19 protein-coding genes and 2 riboswitches are annotated in these 19,625 nt (G+C 65.6%); of the genes, 10 read left to right on the top strand and 9 right to left on the bottom strand.

The window, feature by feature from the left end:
• Nucleotides 1-46: 46 nt before the first annotated feature.
• From ACWA1U_RS00860 to mnhG, 6 genes are read left to right on the top strand one after another with little or no spacing between them, the layout of a single operon-like run.
• Nucleotides 47-3,064: a Na+/H+ antiporter subunit A gene (locus tag ACWA1U_RS00860; RefSeq protein ID WP_463723464.1), complete on the top strand. Its 3,018-nt coding sequence runs from the start codon at nt 47-49 to the stop codon at nt 3,062-3,064.
• Nucleotides 3,061-3,558, top strand: a complete 498-nt coding sequence (locus ACWA1U_RS00855; RefSeq protein ID WP_463723463.1) for a Na(+)/H(+) antiporter subunit C — start codon at nt 3,061-3,063, stop codon at nt 3,556-3,558. Before ACWA1U_RS00860 ends, ACWA1U_RS00855 begins: the two co-directional genes overlap by 4 nt.
• Nucleotides 3,555-5,192: a Na+/H+ antiporter subunit D gene (locus tag ACWA1U_RS00850; RefSeq protein WP_463723462.1), complete on the top strand. Its 1,638-nt coding sequence runs from the start codon at nt 3,555-3,557 to the stop codon at nt 5,190-5,192. Before ACWA1U_RS00855 ends, ACWA1U_RS00850 begins: the two co-directional genes overlap by 4 nt.
• The gene (locus ACWA1U_RS00845; protein WP_463723461.1) at nt 5,189-5,758 is read left to right on the top strand and encodes a Na+/H+ antiporter subunit E; all 570 of its coding nucleotides are present in this window, start codon (nt 5,189-5,191) and stop codon (nt 5,756-5,758) included. Before ACWA1U_RS00850 ends, ACWA1U_RS00845 begins: the two co-directional genes overlap by 4 nt.
• Nucleotides 5,755-6,012 carry an MrpF/PhaF family protein gene (locus tag ACWA1U_RS00840; RefSeq protein WP_463723460.1) on the top strand — a complete coding sequence of 86 codons (258 nt, stop codon included), beginning with the start codon at nt 5,755-5,757 and terminating at the stop codon, nt 6,010-6,012. The genes ACWA1U_RS00845 and ACWA1U_RS00840 overlap by 4 nt, the downstream gene beginning before the upstream one ends.
• 7 nt (nt 6,013-6,019) lie before the next feature.
• The gene (gene mnhG, locus ACWA1U_RS00835; RefSeq protein WP_463723459.1) at nt 6,020-6,403 is read left to right on the top strand and encodes a monovalent cation/H(+) antiporter subunit G; all 384 of its coding nucleotides are present in this window, start codon (nt 6,020-6,022) and stop codon (nt 6,401-6,403) included.
• Nucleotides 6,404-6,406: 3 nt separating this feature from the next.
• On the opposite strand, the gene ACWA1U_RS00830 is transcribed toward mnhG, so the two are convergent.
• Nucleotides 6,407-6,667: a DUF4235 domain-containing protein gene (locus ACWA1U_RS00830; protein WP_463723458.1), complete on the bottom strand. Its 261-nt coding sequence runs from the start codon at nt 6,665-6,667 to the stop codon at nt 6,407-6,409.
• 134 nt (nt 6,668-6,801) lie between these two features.
• Nucleotides 6,802-6,915: riboswitch (TPP riboswitch) on the top strand.
• Between the two features lie 53 nt (nt 6,916-6,968).
• Here ACWA1U_RS00830 and ACWA1U_RS00825 point away from each other — a divergent pair.
• From ACWA1U_RS00825 to ACWA1U_RS00815, 3 genes are read left to right on the top strand one after another with little or no spacing between them, the layout of a single operon-like run.
• Nucleotides 6,969-7,595 (top strand): ECF transporter S component, encoded by a 627-nt coding sequence (locus ACWA1U_RS00825; protein WP_463723457.1) that lies wholly within the window; start codon nt 6,969-6,971, stop codon nt 7,593-7,595.
• A 1-nt stretch (nt 7,596) separates the two neighbouring features.
• Complete coding sequence (locus ACWA1U_RS00820; protein WP_463723456.1) at nt 7,597-9,069, top strand: ABC transporter ATP-binding protein; 1,473 nt, start codon at nt 7,597-7,599, stop codon at nt 9,067-9,069.
• The gene (locus tag ACWA1U_RS00815; RefSeq protein WP_463723455.1) at nt 9,066-9,863 is read left to right on the top strand and encodes an energy-coupling factor transporter transmembrane component T family protein; all 798 of its coding nucleotides are present in this window, start codon (nt 9,066-9,068) and stop codon (nt 9,861-9,863) included. Before ACWA1U_RS00820 ends, ACWA1U_RS00815 begins: the two co-directional genes overlap by 4 nt.
• Nucleotides 9,864-9,903: 40 nt before the next feature.
• Here the strand turns inward: ACWA1U_RS00815 and ACWA1U_RS00810 are convergent, their stop codons facing one another.
• The 6 genes from ACWA1U_RS00810 to ACWA1U_RS00785 all read right to left on the bottom strand — a co-directional run bounded on the left by ACWA1U_RS00810 (nt 9,904) and on the right by ACWA1U_RS00785 (nt 16,500).
• The gene (locus tag ACWA1U_RS00810) at nt 9,904-11,205 is read right to left on the bottom strand and encodes an O-succinylhomoserine sulfhydrylase (protein WP_463723454.1); all 1,302 of its coding nucleotides are present in this window, start codon (nt 11,203-11,205) and stop codon (nt 9,904-9,906) included.
• Nucleotides 11,198-11,641, bottom strand: coding sequence for a rhodanese-like domain-containing protein (locus ACWA1U_RS00805; protein WP_463723453.1), 444 nt, complete (start codon nt 11,639-11,641; stop codon nt 11,198-11,200). The genes ACWA1U_RS00810 and ACWA1U_RS00805 overlap by 8 nt, the downstream gene beginning before the upstream one ends.
• A gap of 7 nt (nt 11,642-11,648) precedes the next feature.
• A riboswitch (SAM riboswitch) is annotated at nt 11,649-11,773 on the bottom strand.
• 83 nt (nt 11,774-11,856) lie between these two features.
• Nucleotides 11,857-12,723 carry an aminodeoxychorismate lyase gene (locus ACWA1U_RS00800; RefSeq protein ID WP_463723452.1) on the bottom strand — a complete coding sequence of 289 codons (867 nt, stop codon included), beginning with the start codon at nt 12,721-12,723 and terminating at the stop codon, nt 11,857-11,859.
• A 102-nt stretch (nt 12,724-12,825) separates the two neighbouring features.
• Complete coding sequence (gene pabB, locus ACWA1U_RS00795) at nt 12,826-14,865, bottom strand: aminodeoxychorismate synthase component I (protein WP_463723451.1); 2,040 nt, start codon at nt 14,863-14,865, stop codon at nt 12,826-12,828.
• 42 nt (nt 14,866-14,907) lie between these two features.
• A complete protein-coding gene (locus ACWA1U_RS00790; protein ID WP_463723450.1) occupies nt 14,908-15,525 on the bottom strand; it encodes a LysE family transporter in 618 nt (205 codons plus the stop codon).
• A gap of 27 nt (nt 15,526-15,552) precedes the next feature.
• Nucleotides 15,553-16,500 carry an NAD-dependent epimerase/dehydratase family protein gene (locus ACWA1U_RS00785; protein WP_463723449.1) on the bottom strand — a complete coding sequence of 316 codons (948 nt, stop codon included), beginning with the start codon at nt 16,498-16,500 and terminating at the stop codon, nt 15,553-15,555.
• Nucleotides 16,501-16,634: 134 nt separating this feature from the next.
• Here ACWA1U_RS00785 and ACWA1U_RS00780 point away from each other — a divergent pair, with 134 nt between their 5' ends.
• Nucleotides 16,635-17,351 carry a TetR/AcrR family transcriptional regulator gene (locus tag ACWA1U_RS00780; protein ID WP_463723448.1) on the top strand — a complete coding sequence of 239 codons (717 nt, stop codon included), beginning with the start codon at nt 16,635-16,637 and terminating at the stop codon, nt 17,349-17,351.
• Between the two features lie 23 nt (nt 17,352-17,374).
• On the opposite strand, the gene ACWA1U_RS00775 is transcribed toward ACWA1U_RS00780, so the two are convergent.
• Together ACWA1U_RS00775 and ACWA1U_RS00770 are read right to left on the bottom strand one after the other, a co-directional pair.
• Entirely contained in the window at nt 17,375-17,884 is a 510-nt protein-coding gene (locus tag ACWA1U_RS00775) for a low molecular weight protein-tyrosine-phosphatase (RefSeq protein WP_463723447.1), read from the bottom strand.
• A gap of 61 nt (nt 17,885-17,945) precedes the next feature.
• Nucleotides 17,946-19,592 carry a phytoene desaturase family protein gene (locus tag ACWA1U_RS00770; protein ID WP_463723446.1) on the bottom strand — a complete coding sequence of 549 codons (1,647 nt, stop codon included), beginning with the start codon at nt 19,590-19,592 and terminating at the stop codon, nt 17,946-17,948.
• Between the last annotated feature and the right edge of the window lie 33 nt (nt 19,593-19,625).

Below are 19,625 nucleotides of genomic sequence, written 5' to 3'. Positions count from 1 at the left end.
GACCGTCAGCTGACCGTCTCGTCTCAAGAGAGATCAGGAGATCATCGTGCTAATTGTGCTCATCGCCCTCTTTGCGATGGCCTTGGTAGCGCCCCTGATCTTCCGCCGAATCGGCCGCTCCGCCTTCTATGTATTGGCCGCGGTACCTGCCGCCGGTTTCGCGTGGCTGCTGACTACTTTCTCCGCCTACACGGGCGCCGACCAAGGTGCGGCAAACGGGCAGTCCAACGCGCCGCCGTCCGTCGTCGTTCCCTGGGTTCCCGAACTGCAGCTGGAACTGGCCTTCCGGATCGACGCGCTGTCTGCGGTGCTGTGCCTGCTGGTCCTTGGGGTCGGCGCTCTGGTTCTCTTCTACTGCGCCAGGTACTTCAAGCAGGATGAGCCGAATATCGGTCCTTTCGGCGCCCAACTGCTCGCCTTTGCCGGCGCGATGTTCGGCCTGGTCATCGCCGACGACCTCATACTGATGTTCGTCTTCTGGGAACTGACAACCGTCCTGTCCTACCTGCTGATCGGCTACTCCCGCCACAGGCTCTCGGCGCGGCGGGCTGCGCTGCAGGCGCTGGTCGTCACCACGCTTGGCGGGCTCACCATGCTGGTGGGAATCATCCTGCTTGGCCAGTCGGCTGGAACGTACCGCCTCTCGGACATCCTTGCCCGCGCGGAGAATCTCAGCGGAGCCGTCATCGATGTGGCGGTCGTGCTGATCCTGGTTGGCGCAGTCTCCAAATCGGCGCTCGTGCCCTTCCACTTCTGGCTGCCGAGCGCCATGGCGGCCCCCACCCCGGTCAGTGCGTACCTGCACGCCGCTGCGATGGTGAAGGCGGGAATCTATCTCGTTGCGCGGTTCGCGCCGGGGTTTTCTGACAGTGCGCTGTGGGCTCCGATGATCACGACCCTCGGGCTGACCACCATGATTCTCGGCGGGTGGCGTGCGCTCCGCCAACACGACCTCAAGCTCCTGCTGGCCTACGGGACGATCAGCCAGCTCGGCTTCATGACCATGGTGGTGGGCCTTGGCGGGCAGGACGGAGCGCTGGCCGGGCTCGGTCTCCTGCTTGCGCACGGGTTTTTCAAGGCGACTCTCTTCCTGGTGGTAGGCATCATCGACCACCAGTCGGGTACCCGCGACATCCGGAAGCTCTCCGGGCTGGGCAAGTCCGCTCCGTTCCTGGCCGCCGCAGCCGCAATTGCCGCCGCGTCGATGGCCGGGCTCCCGCCGCTGCTGGGCTTCGTAGCGAAGGAGTCGGTGCTCGAGGCCTTTGTCCACCGCGCTGAGGAAGGGCCGGCGGGTGTGGTGGTCCTCATTGGGGTGGTGCTGGGCTCCGTCCTGACCTTTGCATACAGCGCCCGCTTTGTCTGGGGAGGTTTCGGAAGCAAGGGCGGCGAGCCCACGCCGTTCAAACGGATCGAGCCGACGTTCCTGCTCGCTCCCGCACTCCTGGCGGCCGTTACCGTGGTGTTCGGCCTGTGGCCGGCGCCCCTCGACGCCGCCATCCAGCCGTACCTCTCAAACTTTGCGCCGAACGAAGCCCAGGAAACCCCGCACCTGCTGCTCTGGCACGGTCTGACTCCCGCACTTTTCCTCTCGCTCCTGACCATTGCGGCCGGCGTCGTGCTCTTCCTGCTGCGCGAGCGCTTCGAACGCGTGCAGACGCGGGTGGCGCTCAAGAGCGACGCCGAGACAACCTACAAAAACGTGATCGGCGTGCTCGACGACGTCGCCGTCTGGGTCACCGGACGCACGCAGCGCGGCTCCCTGGCGTTCTACCTTTTCGTCATCCTTTCGACGGCGATCGTCACCCCGCTTTCGGCGCTGATCCTGTTCGACGCACCGCTCCCGGCGCAGTGGCGTATTGCGGATTCGCCGGCCCAAATGATCGCCGGCGTCGTCATCATCCTCGGCGCGTTCAGCGCCATCCGGGCGACGAAGCGTTTCATGGCGGTCATCATGGTGGGCCTCACCGGTTACGGGATGGCCCTGATCTTCGCACTGCAGGGTGCGCCGGACCTCGCCCTGACGCAGGTGCTCGTTGAAACCATCGTGCTGGTGGCGTTCGTGTTGGCGCTGCGTTCCCTTCCGGCGCGGCTGTGGCAGCGGGCTCCGGGCCGCAAATACCGCCTGCTGCGCGCGGTGCTCGGGATCTCATTCGGACTGGTGATGGCCGCCGTCGCTGTGTCCGCAATGGCGTCGCGGGTCACCGATCCCGTTTCCCTCAGCTATCCGCGCCTGGCGTACGACGACGGCGGCGGCGCCAACATTGTCAACGTCACCCTGGTGGACATCAGGGCCTGGGACACGTTCGGCGAAATCAGCGTGCTCGCCATCGCGGCGACGGGTGTCGCCAGCCTCATCTTCATCCGTGGTCGCAGCGACGGCAGGGTGCGGGCCGGGAACGTCGAGAGCGGTTCGGTGGACCGTAACCAGGAACCGGTCGTCGAGTATGGCCGCGAGGCAGCCGCCCGTGAGCTGGCCAAGAAATTCGCGACGTCGGCCGGGGACGCCTGGCTGGTCGCTGGGCGTACGCTCGCGCCGGAGCGGCGCTCCATCATCTTCGAGGTAATCACGCGCCTGCTGTTCCACTCGGTCATCGTGCTTTCGATCTACCTGCTGCTTGCCGGCCATAATTTGCCCGGCGGTGGATTTGCCGGCGGGCTGGTCGCAGGGCTGGCGTTGACCATCCGTTACCTGGCCGGTGGACGTTTCGAACTTGCAGAGGCAACACCGATCAGCGCCGGTTTGCTGCTTGGCGCAGGTCTCGCAACGGCTTCGCTGACGGCCATCGTGCCCGTGTTCCTGGGCGGGGTGGTGTTCCAGAGCGCCATCCTTGAATTTACCTGGCCCGTCTTCGGGGACATCAAGTTCGTTACCTCGACCATCTTCGACATCGGCGTGTACATGGTGGTGGTGGGCCTGGTGCTGGACGTGCTCCGCAGCCTTGGCTCCGAAATCGACGAGCGCAGCGAAGCCCGGGGAGAAACCCGGCCCGTCAATACGGACGCAGACGGCCTGCTCGAACAACACCAACAGCACACCGAGTCCGGGAAAGGGGTGGCCCAATGAGCGTCAACATCACGCTGATCGTGGTCATGGCTGCATTGTTCGCCGCCGGCATCTATCTGCTCCTGGAACGCAGCCTTACCCGGGTGCTCCTCGGCCTGGTCCTGATGGCGAACGGTGCCAATATCCTGCTCCTCAACGCCGGCGGACCTGCAGGTGTTGCACCGCTGTACGCGTCTGACATTCCCGCTGAGGACTACAGCGACCCGCTCCCGCAAGCACTCATCCTCACCTCGATTGTCATATCCTTCGCTGTCACGGCGTTCATGCTCGGCATTATCTACCGCTCTTGGATCCTCGGCAGGCAAGACGAAGTCCAGGACGACATCGAGGATCGGCGCGTGGCCTCGCAGAGCAGCTTCGACGCAGAAGACGACGCCGAGGCCCCCCTCGAGACCTCCGAGTTCACTCCCGTCGAGGAGGCAGAGGAAGCACCCGGAGCCCAACGCGCGGAAGCCGGCAGAACGGAAGAAACAACCAGGACGGAGGAGCGATGAACATAGCGAACCTGGCACCGCTCGCCGTCGTCCTCCCGTTCCTCGGCGCCGCGCTCGCGTTCCTGCTCATCCGCCACTCGCGGTCCCAGCGCGCTGTCAGCATCTCGACCCTGAGCATCACCTTGCTGATCGAGGTCTTCCTGCTCGTGAATACGGGCGCCCACGGGACCACTGCGGTCTTCATCGGCAACTGGGCCGCACCGTTTGGCATCACGATGGTGGTGGACCAGTTCTCGGCCCTGATGCTGGTGGTTTCCTCCGCTGTGAGCCTGGCGGTGCTGATCTACGCCACGGGCCAGGGCATGGCCGACGGCGACGAAGACGGCCCCATCTCGATCTTCCACCCCACCTACCTGATCCTGGTGGCCGGAGTGTCCAACGCCTTCCTGGCAGGTGACCTGTTCAACTTGTACGTCGGTTTCGAGATCCTGCTCACCGCGAGCTACGTGCTCATGACCCTTGGAGGCACCACACCGCGCATCCGCGCCGGGGTGACGTACGTCGTCGTAAGCGTTGTCTCTTCGATGCTCTTCTTGATCAGCATCGGCATGATCTATGCAGCCACGGGCACCATCAACATGGCGGACCTGGCCATCAAGCTTGGCGGGCTCGACCACGGAACGCAGATGGTGCTGCACCTGATGCTGCTGGTCGCGTTCGGGATCAAGGCCGCGGTGTTCCCACTGTCCTTCTGGCTGCCGGACTCCTACCCGACAGCACCCGCGCCGGTCACCGCGGTGTTTGCGGGGCTGCTCACCAAAGTGGGCGTCTACGCGATGGTCCGCACGGAAACCCTGCTGTTCCCTGGGGACCGGATCAATACGCTGCTCATGATCGTGGCCATGCTGACCATGATCGTGGGAATACTCGGAGCACTCGCGCAGTCCGACATCAAACGCATGCTCTCCTTCACGCTCGTCAGCCACATCGGTTTCATGGTGTTCGGCCTCGCAGTGTCCACAGTGACCGGCATCGGCGCTGCCGTGTACTACGTGGCCCACCACATCACCGTCCAGACAAGCCTCTTCCTGGTCACCGGGCTCATCGAACGGCGCGGCGGGACGGCGAACATGGACCGGCTGGGCGGGCTCGCACGGATTTCGCCCGTCCTCGCGGTGCTGTTCTTCATTCCCGGAATGAACCTCGCGGGCATACCGCCGTTCTCCGGCTTCCTGGGCAAACTCGGCTTGCTGCAGGCCGGCGTCGAACTTGGAACCCCCATCGCCTACCTGTTGGTCGGAGCCGGTGTCCTGACCAGCCTGATCACGCTCCTTACGATCGCCCGCGTCTGGAACCGCGCGTTCTGGCGGCGCCCCGAAGACGCCACGCACCCCGACCCAATTCTCATGGTGCAGAAGGAGGACGGGTCGAGGGTCAGGACCTCCAGCCGGGTCAACACCCACAGCACCGGCCGATTCTCCGGACGGAACCCCGTGCATCTTCTGCCGCGCACCATGGTCGGTCCGACCATGGGCCTGGTAGCCCTCGGAGTGTCGCTGACCGTGCTCGCCGGACCGCTGTTCACCCTCAGCGACCAGGCCGCGCAGCAAATGCTCGAACGCACACCGTACATTGACGCAGTCCTTGGAGAAGGTTCAACGGAAGAAGCTGCCGAGGCAGGTGTTACGCCATGACCCGGCAACGCATACCGCTGCGCGTCGAGATCCCGCTGCTGATCTGGCTGACCCTGGTGTGGGGTGCGCTCTGGCAGGATTTCAGCCTGGGCAACCTCGTGTTCGGCGCGATCATCGCCTTCGCCGTTGCCAACCTGCTCTACCTGCCGCCGGTCGAGCTCAGCGGACGGTTCAACCTCATCTACGCCGTGGGCTTCGCCGGACGGTTCTTCACCCAGCTGGTGCTGGCCAGCGTCCAGGTCTTCTGGTTGGCGCTGACGCGTGGGCCCCGGCTGAAAAACGCCGTGGTCGCCGTCCGCCTGCGGAGTCCGTCGGACCTGCTGGTCACCGCCACGGGGCACGCGATCTCGCTCATTCCGGGCTCGCTGGTGGTGGAGGTGGACCGGTCAACCTCCACCCTCTACCTGCACTGCCTCAACGTGGATTCCCCTGAAGACGCCGAGGCTATCCGCCGCAACGTAAGGCGCACCGAGGAGTGGCTCATCAAGGTGATGGGAACGCGGGATGACCTCGCGCTGCTTCAGCCTGACCGCATCCCATCCGGTGAAGGGAGGGCACAACGGTGACAGTTGTCGTTGGAATCATCGCCGCCGTGTTGGGAATTTCCGCGCTCTGCGCGATCTACCGCGCGGCCAAGGGCCCGTCGATCCTGGACCGGGTACTGGCCGTGGATGTGCTGCTTGCGATCGTTGGGGGTGCGCTTGCCGTTGACATGGTGTTCAACCGGCATACCAACAGCCTGGTACTGCTGGTGGCAATCTCCGTGGTGGGGTTCATCGCCTCAGTGACTGTTGCCCGCTACGTCACGGACAGGAAGTGAGCGCCTGATGGAAACTTTTCTTGACGCCCTCGTTGCAATCCTGCTGCTTGGCGGGGCATCGATGTCCCTTGCTGCCGCGGTCGGGCTCCTGCGCTTTCCTGACCTGATGAGCCGGATGCACGCGGCCACCAAACCGCAGGTGCTGGGACTGCTGCTGTTCCTGCTGGCCATGGCAATGGAGTTCCGGAGCTGGGTTCTGCTTCCGGTGCTGGCACTGTGCTGGATTTTCCAGATCTTGACGGCGCCCGTATCGGCTCACATGGTGGGCCGGGCGGGCTACCGCACCAAGCACCTGCGCCGCGACCTGCTCAGCATGGACGAACTCGATGAAGTGGTGGAGCGTGCCGCCACCCGACGGCGTGCCGCGGAGGACCAGCCGCCGGGTGAGTGACGCTCAGGTAATGTGGCGCGTGCGCTGGTAGCGGTGGATTGCGCGCTGGGTGGTGCGGTTTGTCAGTACCCGGATGGTGGTGCTTACGGCACCGGAAACGACGGCGAACACGAGCGCCTCACGGAGGGTGTTCTCGAGACCGTCCTTGTCCTTCGGCGGCTCGTTGCCGGTGAATCGCTTCCACAAAAAATCGACGGCCTGTGTACTTACCAGCCCCGCAACGATTCCGAGCCCAACGCCCATCAGCTTGAAAAATGCCTGCATGCTGCCTCCTTCAGTCGGCTTACTTTCTTCCAGCGTAGCGTTTCGGGCCCGTCATGGCTTGCGCGGTGGCGGGCTGGACAAGATGACGACGGCGGCACCCAAGTACCGCGCGGGTGTAAACTCGGTATCGTTCTAAGCAACGACAGGGGAGCGCCGCCACATGTGGTGGGCGCTGAGAGTGCGGCACTCCGCAGACCCTCGAACCTGATCCGGCTAGTACCGGCGAAGGGAGTCGAGTTCTCAGGGTATTCGGCGTCCCGCCAGCTGCCCTCCCCTCCTGTACCCAGGAGGATTCCAAACCATGACTAGTACCCAGTCATCAAGCACCAACTCTTCAAACAAGCAACTGTCGCGCCGCCGCTATGAGTGGCGCGTTGTGGACATCGTCGTCGCGTCGGTGATCGCGGTCGCCGTCGGCGTCGTATTCTTCGCCTGGTCCGCCGGTTACAGTGGCATCAGTGCGTTGACGCTCGCCTACCCGCCGCTGAGCGGACTGTACTCGGGTGGCTGGCTGATTGCCGGCGTCCTCGGGGGGCTGATCATCCGTAAGCCGGGTGCGGCTATCTACTGTGAAGTGCTGGCTGCGGCCGTCTCTGCCCTGATCGGCACGCAGTTTGGTGTGGCGGTCCTGCTCTCAGGGCTCATCCAGGGCATCGGCGCGGAACTCATCTTTGCGCTCTTCCTCTACAAGCGCTGGAACATCGGCATTGCGTTGCTGGCCGGACTGAGCGCAGGCATCTTCCTCGCCGTCAGCGAGAACATCATGTACAACGCGATGTGGGCGCTGGACCACAAGCTCATGTACGGCGTCTTCGCTGCCATCTCGGGCGTGGTGATCGCAGGCCTACTGTCCTGGCTGGCCACCCGTGGACTCGCTAAAACGGGCGTCCTCTCATCCTTCGCAGCGGGCCGCACGGCTGACGTCTAGCATGGGCGCCTCAATCACCGCTGTTGAGTGGGGCTGGCGTCACCCCGGCCGCGCCAGATGGGCGGTCCGCGACATCAACCTCAGGGTGGAACCCGGCGAGCGTGTGCTGCTGCTCGGCGCATCGGGCGCGGGCAAGTCCACTCTGCTCCACGCCCTTGCCGGGGTGCTGGGCGATCACGACGAAGGCGAACAAGCCGGCGAACTGGTGGTCGACAGCCGGCATCCCGCGGACGTTCGCGGCCGGTCCGGGCTCGTTCTCCAGGATCCGGACACCCAGCTCGTCCTGGCCCGGGTGGGCGACGAAGTGGCTTTCGGGGCAGAAAACCTCGCCGTGCCCCGCAGCGAGATTTGGCCCCGCGTCCACCAGGCGCTCGACGACGTCGGGCTCGATGTCCCGCTCGACCACCCGACGACGGCGCTTTCCGGCGGGCAGAAGCAGCGCCTTGCTCTCGCGGCCGTGTTGGCGATGCAGCCAGGGTTGCTCCTGCTCGACGAACCCACGGCCAACCTTGACCCGGCTGGCGTGATCGAGGTGCGCGACGCCGTCATGCGCGTCCTTGAACGGACCGAAGCCACGCTCGTGGTCGTGGAGCACCGGGTGGAGGTGTGGGCCGACGTCGTGGACCGGGTGGTGGTGCTCGACGCCGACGGCGGCATCCTCGCCGACGGTTACCCCGGCGTCATCCTGCAGCAGGAAAACACGCGCGCCCGGCTCATCGAGGCAGGCGTCTGGGTTCCGGGTTACCGGCCGGAGACACCGCCGGTGACCGGTCAACCTGGATCAGATCTGCTCACTGCGGATGGACTCGCTGTGACACGCGCAAAGCGCGGACCGACAGTGCTCGACGGCGTTGACCTCACCCTTAGCGCCGGCGAGGCCGTCAGCATTCTCGGTCCGAACGGCGCCGGCAAATCCACGTTGGCCCTCACCTTGGCGGGCTTACTCAAACCGCGGGCCGGCACTCTGGCGGCGTCGGAAGCTCTCGCACGCGGGGCCGGAAGTGCGCCGCACCAATGGAAATCGGCCGAACTGGTGAGCCGGATCGGGACCGTTTTCCAGGAACCCGAGCACCAGTTCCTGACCCACACAGTGATCGACGAACTGGAATTCGGGCCGCGAAGGGTGGCCCGCCTGGAGGAGGCGGAAGTACGACGCCGGGTGGATGCCATCGCCGAACGTCTCCGGTTGACTGGGCTGCTCAAGGCCAACCCGTTCACGCTCTCCGGTGGAGAGAAACGAAGGCTCTCCGTGGCAACCATGCTCGCCACAGGACCCGCCGTGCTGATCCTTGACGAACCCACCTTCGGACAGGACGCCAACACGTGGGCGGAACTGGTGGCCCTGCTCGCTGAGCTCATATCGGGTGGGACTTGCGTGCTTTCGGTAACCCACGACCGCGACTTCACCGCTGCGCTCGGCGGCCGCAGCCTGCCGGTCGGTGGCGCCACCGCTGCGTTGGGAGTTCCCGCGTGAGCACTGACGTCCTGAACCCTGTGCTGACTGGCCGCCTGTTGCCGAAAGCGAATCCACTGTCCAAGCTGTTCGCTGCGGTCCTCATCACCATCGTCGTGATGCTGAGCGTGGATTGGGTGAGCGCCGGCGTCGTGCTGGTCAGTGAACTCCTGCTACTCCCTCTACTCGGGATCAGCGTGGGCCGGCTGTTCCTGCGAACGTGGCCGTTCCTGATCGCCGCGGCCGTGGGCGCGTACTCGACGGCCCTGCTCGCCGAGAAGACCGGGCGGGTCCTGTTCGAAGCCGGACCGGTGCTGTTCACGGAGGATTCAGTGAATGCGGGCCTGGCGATCGGGCTGCGCGCGCTGGCGATAGCGCTGCCCGGAGTCTTCCTCCTTACAACGACCGACCCCACCGACCTTGCCGACGCACTGGCACAGAAGCTGAAGGCCCCGCACCGTTTTGTGCTCGGAGCCCTGGCCGGGATGCGCCTAGTGGGCCTGCTGTTCGAGGAGTGGCGCACGCTGGGGTTGGCCCGCCATGCCCGCGGTGTGGGTCATGAGGGGAACCCGCTGGCCCGGTTCGGGAATTTCCTCGGCCAGGCCTTCGGGCTCATGGTTCAGGCCATCCGCAGGGCCACCCGGCTGGCGGTTGCGATGGAAGCGCGTGGCTTTGGCGCCGGACCGCGCACGTGGGCACGGGAGAGTACGTTCAGCAGGGTGGATATCGGCGTGGCGTTGGGCGGCGTGTTCATTGCAGCGCTGGCCGTGACCGCAGCGGTGGTGGCCGGGACCTGGAACTTTGTGCTCGGCTGACCCCGCGGCTGCGCTATCCAGTGCTCACAGAATGGCAGGGTCAGAACCCGGCGAAGGCCTTCCCGAGATCGGCCTGGAGATCGGTGACGTCCTCAAGCCCCACGGACAGGCGGATCACGCCGTCGGACAGCCCGATGGCGGCACGCCCCTCCGGCCCCATCGCGCGGTGCGTTGTGGTGGCTGGATGGGTGATCAGCGACTTGGAGTCGCCCAGATTGTTGGAGATGTCGATGATGTCGAGGGCATCCAGCAGCTTGAACGCGGTTTCCTTCGCGCGTTCGGCCGGTGCGTCCAGTTCGAAGGTCAGGACGGTTCCGCCGGCGGTCATTTGCGACGCGGCCAGATCGAACTGCGGGTGTGATTCCAGCAGCGGATACCGCACCCAGTTCACGGCGGGTTGCCCCTCGAGCCAGCGCGCGAGCGTGAGCGCCGAATTTGAGGAGTGGTTCACCCGCAGGGACAGCGTTTCGAGCCCCTTCAACAGCGTCCAAGCGTTGAACGAGGAGAGCGATGGCCCGGTGTGCCGCATCAACGTCTTGACCGGCCCGTCAATGAATTCCTTCCGCCCCAGCACGGCCCCGCCCAGCACGCGGCCCTGGCCGTCCATGTGCTTGGTACCGGAGTAGACGACGACGTCGGCACCCAGTTCTGTACACCGCTGCAGTAACGGGGTGGCGAAGACGTTGTCCACGACGACCTGCGCACCTGCGGCGTGGCCGAGCTCCACGACTGCCCGGATATCGACGATCTCCTGCATGGGGTTCGAGGGCGATTCGAAGAACACCGCTGTGGTGGGAACGCTGAGCGCTTCCTCCCACTGATTCAGGTCCCAGCCGTCCACGAAGACGGTCTCGACGCCCCAGCGCGGAAGGACCTCGTTGAGGATCACAAAACATGAGCCGAACAGGCTTCGCGACGCGACCACACGGTCACCGGACGCAAGCAGCGCACCGAGCGCCGTGAAAACCGCGGACATCCCGCTCGCCGTGGCGAAGCATGCTTCAGCTCCCTCGAGCAGGCGAAGGCGTTCCTGGAACATGGCGACGGTCGGGTTGCCGTACCGGGAGTAGACAAACCGGTCCACTTCGCCGGTGAAGGCAGCTTCCGCGGCGGCGGCAGAGGAGTACACAAATCCCGAGTTGAGGAACAGTGCCTCCGAAGTCTCCTCGAAGTTCGACCGCGCCAAACCCCCACGCACGGCGAGGGTGTCAAGCGACCAGGCGGCGACGTCCTCGTCCGGGCGGCGGACTTTCGGATACCCGCCGTTGCCGGGGAGGGGTTCGGTGGGTTTTGCCAGGGAAAACGCCGTTGGCGTGGACTCAGCCGGCGTGGGCTCAGTCATTTGTGCTGCCTTCAGTTGTGGTTCCGTCGGTCCCGCCATGCACCGTGGTGGCCAGACCGCTGGAGCGCCAGCCGCCGTCGGCTTCGAAACCATGAAGCACGTTGTACACCGTGTGACCCTCCGCCGTCGCGCTCTGGGCTGCTGCTACGGAACGCACGCCGGACCGGCAGAGGAACAGCAATTCGCGCCCCTTCAACCCGTCCAACTGGTTCACGAAGGCCTCATTGCGCGTGCCGTCGGACCGGTTCCATTCGAGGAAGAGGGGAGCGGTACCTGCGTCGGCGAGGTCGGGGACGCCGACGGTACGCCACTCGTCAGTGGTCCGGACATCGACCAGGACGGCGCCCTTGCTGACGCGCTCCACGGCCTGGCGGGGCGTTATGTCGCCTGCATACCCGTTGGCGGGTTGAGGCGAATGTGATGACTGTTGTGACACTGTGTCTCCTTCACGCGTGCACGCTGCTGATCAACGGACATGATCCTGTGCCGAGTAGTCACCTGAGGCACCCCGCCGTGGAAAGAGGGTTGCCGGCCAGCAAGTCAGGGCTTGGCGCTGGCGCTCATTACTCCACCTGTGAACCTAGCACCGGCTCACGGGACTCTGCCACGCGCCGTCGTAATAAGCGGTAACGCCCGCGGCCGCGCGGAGGCTTAGGAGACGGACTCCACCAGCGCGGAAAGTTCGGCAGTGAGTTCTGCGGAAACGGACACCGGCTTGCCGTCGATCGAGCCGACCTCCGCCAACAGCCTGACGCTGGAGATCAGCCAGACGCCGTCGGAGTTGAACAGGTCATCGGGGACCAGGGGCCCGTAACCGAGCTCCCACCCGGCGTCGCGCGCGGCATTGAACAGTGCCCCCTGCGACGTACCGGCGAGGATGCCCGTCTCAAGCTGCGGGGTGATGAGGTGCTTCACGCCGTCGATCACGCGCGCGATCAGGACTGTCGACGTGGGCCCTTCCAGCACTTTGCCGTCGGAGGAGGTGAAGATGACGTCGTCAGCACCCTGCGAGCGGGCGTACCGGATGGCTGCCATGTTGACGGCGTAGGAGAGCGTCTTGGCACCCATGAGCAGCCACGGCGCGCGTTGGGCGACGGTGCTGTCGTAGCCGCGGTCAAGCAGGAGCACTGACAACCGTTGCCCGCGGAGGCCCGCTGGGACAGGGGAGACCAGCACCCACGCGGTGGCAGTGCCGGTGCCTGCGGCGCGCTCAGCTCCGCGGACCGCGACGAGCTTGACCGTAAGTTCGCCGTCGTCGTCGATTTCGCCCAGCGCGGTGGCGATTGCGCGCTCCCAAGCGTCCGACGGCGGGATGTTGAGTTCCAGCGCGTCCGCTGACCCTGCCAGTCGGGCGAGGTGCGCCTGCAGTTTCCGCGGTGCACCGTCGACAGCGAGCATGGTCTCGAAGATGCCGTCGCCGCGGGTGATGCCCGGATCGGTCACCTTCAGCTGTGGCAGGGAAGCGTCGGCGATGCGGCCGCCCGGCACCGCGGGGTCGAGGAACACCAGAACAGTCATGGGGAGAAGCCTATCCTCGCGGGCCGCCATCGAGTGGGCAGAAATAACGCTTTCACGGGCCCGGAAGCGTAGTTAGCACCCGCTCGATTGCGTGTTCCAGCCTTAGTGCGGGAACTCGGCACCCAGCGCGGAAAGCACCCCGAACGCCTTGGTCCGGACTTCTTCCCACTCGTCGGCGGGGTCTGAGTCTGTGGTGATGGCGCCGCCGACGCCCAGCGTCAGGCGGGTGCCGCCGTCGTCGTCCTCCATCACCAGGGTGCGGATAACGACGGCGAGATCCGCCGCTCCGTCCAGCGAAAAGTATCCGGCGGCCCCCGAATAGACGCCGCGGGGTTCGCCCTCCAGCCGGTCGAGGATGGCCATGGTGCTGATCTTCGGTGCTCCCGTCATGGAGCCCGCGGGGAACGCGGCTGCGACCGCTTCCGCGCGGGAGGAACCGGGGCGAAGACGGGCGTCGATGGTGCTGACCATCTGGTGCACGGTGGCGTAGGTTTCGATGTCGCACAGCCGGCTGACCATGACGGTCCCGGGGATGGCCAGGTGGGAGAGGTCGTTGCGCAGCAGGTCAACGATCATGATGTTTTCCGCCCGGTCCTTGAAGCTGGCCTGCAGTTCCTCGCGGAGGGCAACGTCCTCGGCGGGGTCAGCCGAGCGGCGGCGTGTGCCCTTGATGGGTTCGGCGCGCATGCCACCGGCCGCGTCGAGGCGCAGGAACCGTTCCGGTGAAGTGCTCGCAATGGCGAAGCCGGGGAACGCGAAGTAGTGCGCGAAGGGCGCCGGATTGGTGCTCCGCAGCCGGAGGTAGGCCTGGAACGGATCAACCGGCACATCCACCCGGGCGGTCAACGCGGTGGTGAGGCACACTTCGTAGGAATTTCCGTCCGCTATCTCAGCCTTTGCGGCCCGCACCTTCTCCAGATACTCCCCGCGCGAGTCCCGCGCGGTAAAACTCAATTCTGGACACGGATCAATTGGGGTTGCTGCCTCAAGACCCCCCAGTACGACGGCGCGGGCATGTTCCAGCCAGGCATCGGCGTCGGGGTCGCGGGAACCGTCGCGCAGCGTCAGCAGGTAGGTGCACTGTTCCCGGCGATCCAGTACGACGGCACGCCCCGCGAAGAGCAGGGAGGCGTCAGGTACTGAGCCGGGTGCTACCGGCCCCCCACCCGTCTCGCGCCGCAGCTCGTACCCGAGGCAGCCCAACCAGCCGAGCGCGAACGGGCCCGGATACTCCTCCGGTGAACGCACAGCCCGGCGCCCCCACACACCGTCGAGCCAGCGGAAGAACGGCCCCTGGATCCGTGCGGTGACGGGGCCGCTGCTGACCAGCGTTGCGCCAGCGGTGTGCCGGGCCTTCTGGCCGAAGCGCCCGCCGTCGTCGGCCAGGACCGAGAACCGGCTGCGGCTCTGCGGATCCTCCGCGGTGGAGCTGTCCAGCCAGGCCGCCGCATCCGAATCCGCGAACAGGGCCCGGAAAAGCGCCGCGCCGTCGGGGTAGGCGTCGAGAGTCTCGACCTCAAGGGTCAGGCCGCGCCGGGCAGCCCGTTCCATGGACATCAACGATTCGCACTGCGGCAGCCCCGTCAGCGCCAGGCGGATCTGCTGGGGAACTGCATTCCCGTGATGGCCCTGAACCACGATGTCGGCGCGGGCAGCGGGTTCATCGACGCGTAGCCAACGCTCCTCCTGGTCAGCCCAGCGTTGCCAGAAAGGAGCGTAGGTGTTGCCGTCGCGTTCGAGGGCGCTGGTTCGGCGGACCTGGTCCTCGGCGTCGATCCAGATGGCTACATCAAGCAGGTCGCGGGCCGCCGCACAGGAGGCACCAACGCCTTCCAGAATGACGATGTCTGCGGGCTGGGTGAAGCGGGCGTCGCCGTCGTCGTTCCTGGTCCAGTCCCACGCCGTCCAGTTAGCGGGGGAGCCGGCCGCGAGCGGGGTAAGTACTGTTCGGACGTACCGGTCCATGCCGTCATCGAGTCCGTCCCACCCGGGATAGATGTCCTCAAGATGGAACAGGCTTACGCTGTGGTGCTCGCGCAGAAGTGCCGCCAGTTCGACGGCGAGCGTGGTCTTCCCCGCACCCGAACGCCCGTCCACGGCAATGACGAGCGGGGGATAAGCGTGTGCAGGCTTCAGTGCCATGGGTGGCTTTCAGATACTGGGGATTGCTTTGGCATGAGCGGTTCAGGCGAACGCGAGCATCGCGCCCACGGCAACAAACAGTACGCCGAAGACCCGGTTGAGGGTTTGTTGTCCGCGCGGGCCGCTGGTGAACCGGCTGAAGGACCGCGCCGCAGCGGCGAAGAACAGCCACATCACCAGGACATCAATCGCGACCACCGTCCCCGCTACCACTCCGTACTGGCCGAGCAACGGTTGGTCGGGTCGGATGAACTGCGGGATGAATGCAAGGAAGAATACGATTGCCTTGGGATTGAGCAGGTTCACCCAGAGCCCGCGGCGGAACATGGACGCTGCGCCCTCGGCGTAGAGCTCCGCGGCTTGCTCAGCCGGTACTGGGCGTTGGAAGAATTTCCGGACGCCCAGATAGACGAGGTAAGCGGCCCCCGCGTACCGGATCACGTTGAACGCGACCGGTGATCCCGCAACCAGGAGCCCCACGCCGGCTCCAACAACGGCAATGTGGACCAGCAGGGCAACCTGCTGCCCCAGGATTCCCCACATCGAGCGTCGAAACCCGACGGTGAGCGAATTGCTCATGGTGTTCACGGCCCCGGCGCCGGGGGTGAAGCTGATGAGGGCCTGCGCGCCGACAAGAGCAAGCCAAAGCGAAAGTGTCACCGGGTAATTCTAGGGAATGCTGCGCCCTTACCCGGCCACGGGGACGCGGTCCTCGCTCCGCCACCACTGGACAGTCGCCGCAGCACCATCCGACAGCGACGTTGGCGTCAGCCCGAGCAGCGCTTCACTCCGGCTGGAGTCCATGACGAATGGTTTATCGAACTGATACAGCATCTCGCTCAATTCCCGCATTTCCGTGGATACCGTTCCCATGGTCCGCACCATCCACGCCGGTACTGGGCTGACCTTGGGCTCTGGCAGGCCGGCCGCGTGTGCGAATGCCTGCGCCACCCCACGCTGGGTCGGTGCCGCAGCGGTGGGTGCGTGGAGCACTGAATTCCACAGCTCCTCACGCTGTGCCGCCACGACCATCGAAGCCGCCAGGTTCGGAACATAAGTGAAGGAGTGCGGCACATCGACCCGACCCAACGGGCGGATAGTCTTGCCCGCTAGAACCAGCGGAACCATGCGCTCGCCGGCATGCGAGGTCCGCACTCGCGGCCCGTAGAAGTCCGAGGCGACCACGCTGACTGTTGAGATCTGCGATGCCTGCCGTGCGGCGAGCAGCCCGGTGCGCACGCCCCGCTTGCCGGCGGCCGCTTCCCGCGGCGAGTCTTCGGCCATCACCTGGTCAGGCCGGCTGTAGGAATAGAGGCTCTCCGGGAAGACGACGACGGCGCCCGCGCGCCCGGCTGCGTCAAGCACGATCTTCTCGGCCCTGGGCAGTTCCGCTTCCCATGCGGCTGTCGTGTATGCGGAACCATGGATGCAGTGGAAAACTGCTGCGGCGCCTTCGAAAGCTGCCTCCACCTGCCCGGGATCTGAGGCGTCCATCCGGACCCGCTCGATTCCCGGCAAGTCCGGCCCGCTGCCGGAGCGGGTGCAGAGGCGAACAAGCTCGCCCTGCTGCGCCAGTTGCTCTGCGATGGTCCAGCCGACTGGTCCTGCTCCGATAACTACGTAGATCTTGGACATTTTGTGCTCCTTGAGTGGGTCTGGCGAAAGGAGAGCAGTGCTCTCGCCATAAGCATGACTGCACATAGCACTGCTGTCAAGAGCAGTGCTCTCTTTTGTTGATACCGCTCTCTACCGTGTGGTTACATGGATGAATGGTTCCCACCCCACGAGAGCGCGCCCGCACCCAGACCATGGAGGACATCACCCGCATCGGGCGGGAGCACCTTGCCCTTCACGGGGCGGCAGCCTTGTCCCTGCGCGCGGTTGCTAGGGATCTCGGCGTCGTCTCCTCTGCGGTGTACCGCTACGTGAAGAATCGCGACGAATTGCTCACCCTCTTGCTGGTTGACGCTTACAACGAGTTGGGGGACCAGGTGGATGCCGCCGTCGAGAGCGTGCCTTCCGCGGATTCGCATGGCCGGTTCATGACACTCGGGAGGACTGTGCGGGAGTGGGCACTGCGTGAACCCGCGCGGTACGCACTCCTGTTTGGAAGCCCGGTTCCCGGCTATCACGCGCCGGCTGAGCAGACCACTGGCCCGGGCACGCGCATCATCCGTGCTCTTGTACGAATTTACGACGACGCCTTCCGGGCCCGCGCAGCGAGCGGCCAGCTTGCGGGGGAGCCAGCTGTTGAACCGTCGGCAGCGCCTCTAGCGCAGGATCTCGCGCGCATCCGCGGGGAGATGGGGCTGGAAGCCGATGATCGGTTGATCGTCCGCGGCACGCTGGTCTGGGCATCGCTGTTCGGAATCGTCAACTTCGAGGTTTTTGGTCAGTACGGCGCCAGTACCTTCACCGCTCCTGGACAGCTCTTCGAAGAGCACCTGTTGGTACTCGCGGACGTGGCCGGTCTCGACGGAGCGTAGCCGGAGCTAAAGTGCCGCCCAGCTCAGCGGGCCGCGTGACCCTTGGCAAGCTCTTCCAGGACGTACTGCACAATGCCGGGGATGGCATCCTTGATCATCTGCCACGTCGCCTCAAAGTCGGCCTGGTCCCCGTACCAAGGATCGTAGATGCCGAGATCGGATACCGGGGTGCCCGCCGTGGAGGTATCAAACTCCCGCAGCATCCGGACCTTGCTCCGGCTGGCGGCGTCGGGCGCTTCAAGACGCAGGTCCTCGTAGTGGTCAACGTCCAGCGCAAGGACCAGGTCCCGGTCCGCGTACCAGGAAGGGTCAAACTGCCGGGCACGGTGCGCTTCACTGGCAAGCCCCAGCTCGGTGAGCTTTGCGGCTGCCCTTTCGTCGATCGGCCGCCCCGCCTCCCAGCCGGTTGTGCCTGCGGAGTCGACGGCGACGTCGTCGGCCAGCCCCGCCTCCTCGAAGGCGCGGTTGAGCATGATCTCGGCCATGGGCGAGCGGCAGATATTGCCCGTGCAGACAGTGACGATGCGGTACATAACTCAATCGTAGGGCGGCACACCCGTTACATGGCCACCAAAGCCGCACAGTGTGGAACGGCTAGCCGTCCTCGAGCAACGCCATCGCCGCGCTGTGCCCACCGAGGCCGCTCACACCTCCACCGCGCCGCGAACCGGCACCACACATAAGGATCCGCGGATAGTCCGTCGCCACTCCCCACCGCCGGGCGGGAGTGTCCAGCGGGTCGTCGTCGTCGGCGAAGGGCCAGGACAGCGGGCCGTGGAAGATGTTGCCGCCAGTGAGTCCAAGGGACTCTTCAAGGTCGAGCGTGGTTCTGGTCTCGATGCACGGCCCGCCGGATGGTCCGGTGAGGATGCAGTCCTCAATGGGCTCGGCAAGGACGCTGTTGAGCGATGCCAGCACGGCACGCTGCAGCGCATCCCTCAGCTCGGCGTGATCGCCGTCCCGTAGCAACCGGTGCGGGGTCTGCAGCGAGAAGACCGTCAGCGTGTGCGCGCCGGACTCCCGCAGCTCCGGCGAGAGGATCGAGGGATCCGCCAGGGAGTGGCAGTAGATCTCGATGGGCAGCGGGTCCGGGATACGGCCGGAAGTTGCCGCCTCAAACGCCGTGTCCAACTGCGAATACGTTTCGTTGATGTGGAACGTCCCGCCGAAGGCCTGTTCCGGCGTGACAGCCGGGTCCAGGAGGCGCGGCAGCCTCGAGAGCAGCATATTCACCTTCACCTGGGCGCCTTCGGCAGGGTACGACGACGGCACGGCGTCCTCCGCTTCCGGCCCGCCCATGAGCCGCTCGAGAACCGCCGGCGTCACGTTTGCCAGCACGTACTCGCCGCTGACGCTGGCGGGGGCGCTCACGCTCGCTGGGGCACCCGCAGGAGCACCGCCGTCGGACTGTCGTGCGAAATGCACAACCCCTTCCGGCTCAATGGCGGTCACCTCCGCAGACGTGCGGATCACGACGCCGGCCTCCAGCGCCGTCCGTTCGAGGGCGCCCGAAACGGCACCCATGCCGCCCACTGGGACATCCCAATCTCCGGTGCCGCCGCCGATCACGTGATACAGGAAGCACTTGTTCTGCTGCAGGTCCTCGCTGTGCGCCCTGGCGAAGGTGCTGATGAGCCCGTCGGTCAGCAGGACGCCACGCACTGTGTCGTTCCCGACCATCCGTTCGATCACCTCTCCAAGCGGTCGCTCGAAGACCGAGTCCCACACGGCGTCGTCACCCACGAGCGCCCGCGCTTCGGACCGGCGCAGTAGCGGCTGCGTGACCGTGGGCCAGAGCTTCTCTGCCAGTAGGGACGTGCACCCGTAGAACTCGGCGAACCCACCGGCGTCCTGGCCGGCGCCGATCCGCTTGAAGCTCGCGCGCGTCGCCTTGCGGTCAGCATTGTCGATGAGGAGGCCAGCGTCGGAGCCCGGCAGGGGGGTGTAGGAGGAGTACCTGCGCCTTACCAGTTCGACTTCGAGCTGCAGGTCCTCAATGATCTGCTGCGGAAGGAGGCTGACCAGATATGAATAGCGTGACAACCGTGCACCGGTGCCGGGAAACGCTTCCGCCGAGACCGCTGCGCCGCCCACGTGATCCTGGCGCTCAAGGACAAGGACGGACCTGCCCGCGCGCGCGAGGTAGGTTGCCGCAACCAGGCCATTGTGACCTCCGCCGACCACCACAATGTCGAAATGCTCGCGAGCTGTGGCTCGCGCAGCGGATTTGGACCGGCCCATCCGTTTACCCTACAACCTGGGCGCCGCCGTCAG

It is taken from the genome of Arthrobacter sp. TRD_SC_6, from assembly GCF_055361185.1.
The sequence above is the reverse complement of the archived record's forward strand: the minus strand, read 5'-3'. Positions and strand labels throughout refer to the sequence as shown.

Coding starts and splice junctions, on each gene's coding strand:
- ACWA1U_RS00825 (WP_463723457.1), top strand. CDS start 6,969: ATGACTAGTACCCAGTCATCAAGCACCAACTCTTCAAACAAGCAACTG.
- ACWA1U_RS00775 (WP_463723447.1), bottom strand. CDS start 17,884: ATGTACCGCATCGTCACTGTCTGCACGGGCAATATCTGCCGCTCGCCC.
- ACWA1U_RS00810 (WP_463723454.1), bottom strand. CDS start 11,205: ATGACTGAGCCCACGCCGGCTGAGTCCACGCCAACGGCGTTTTCCCTG.
- ACWA1U_RS00780 (WP_463723448.1), top strand. CDS start 16,635: ATGGTTCCCACCCCACGAGAGCGCGCCCGCACCCAGACCATGGAGGAC.
- ACWA1U_RS00845 (WP_463723461.1), top strand. CDS start 5,189: ATGACCCGGCAACGCATACCGCTGCGCGTCGAGATCCCGCTGCTGATC.
- ACWA1U_RS00855 (WP_463723463.1), top strand. CDS start 3,061: ATGAGCGTCAACATCACGCTGATCGTGGTCATGGCTGCATTGTTCGCC.
- ACWA1U_RS00820 (WP_463723456.1), top strand. CDS start 7,597: ATGGGCGCCTCAATCACCGCTGTTGAGTGGGGCTGGCGTCACCCCGGC.
- pabB (WP_463723451.1), bottom strand. CDS start 14,865: ATGGCACTGAAGCCTGCACACGCTTATCCCCCGCTCGTCATTGCCGTG.
- ACWA1U_RS00770 (WP_463723446.1), bottom strand. CDS start 19,592: ATGGGCCGGTCCAAATCCGCTGCGCGAGCCACAGCTCGCGAGCATTTC.
- ACWA1U_RS00785 (WP_463723449.1), bottom strand. CDS start 16,500: ATGTCCAAGATCTACGTAGTTATCGGAGCAGGACCAGTCGGCTGGACC.
- mnhG (WP_463723459.1), top strand. CDS start 6,020: ATGGAAACTTTTCTTGACGCCCTCGTTGCAATCCTGCTGCTTGGCGGG.
- ACWA1U_RS00850 (WP_463723462.1), top strand. CDS start 3,555: ATGAACATAGCGAACCTGGCACCGCTCGCCGTCGTCCTCCCGTTCCTC.
- ACWA1U_RS00800 (WP_463723452.1), bottom strand. CDS start 12,723: ATGACTGTTCTGGTGTTCCTCGACCCCGCGGTGCCGGGCGGCCGCATC.
- ACWA1U_RS00830 (WP_463723458.1), bottom strand. CDS start 6,667: ATGCAGGCATTTTTCAAGCTGATGGGCGTTGGGCTCGGAATCGTTGCG.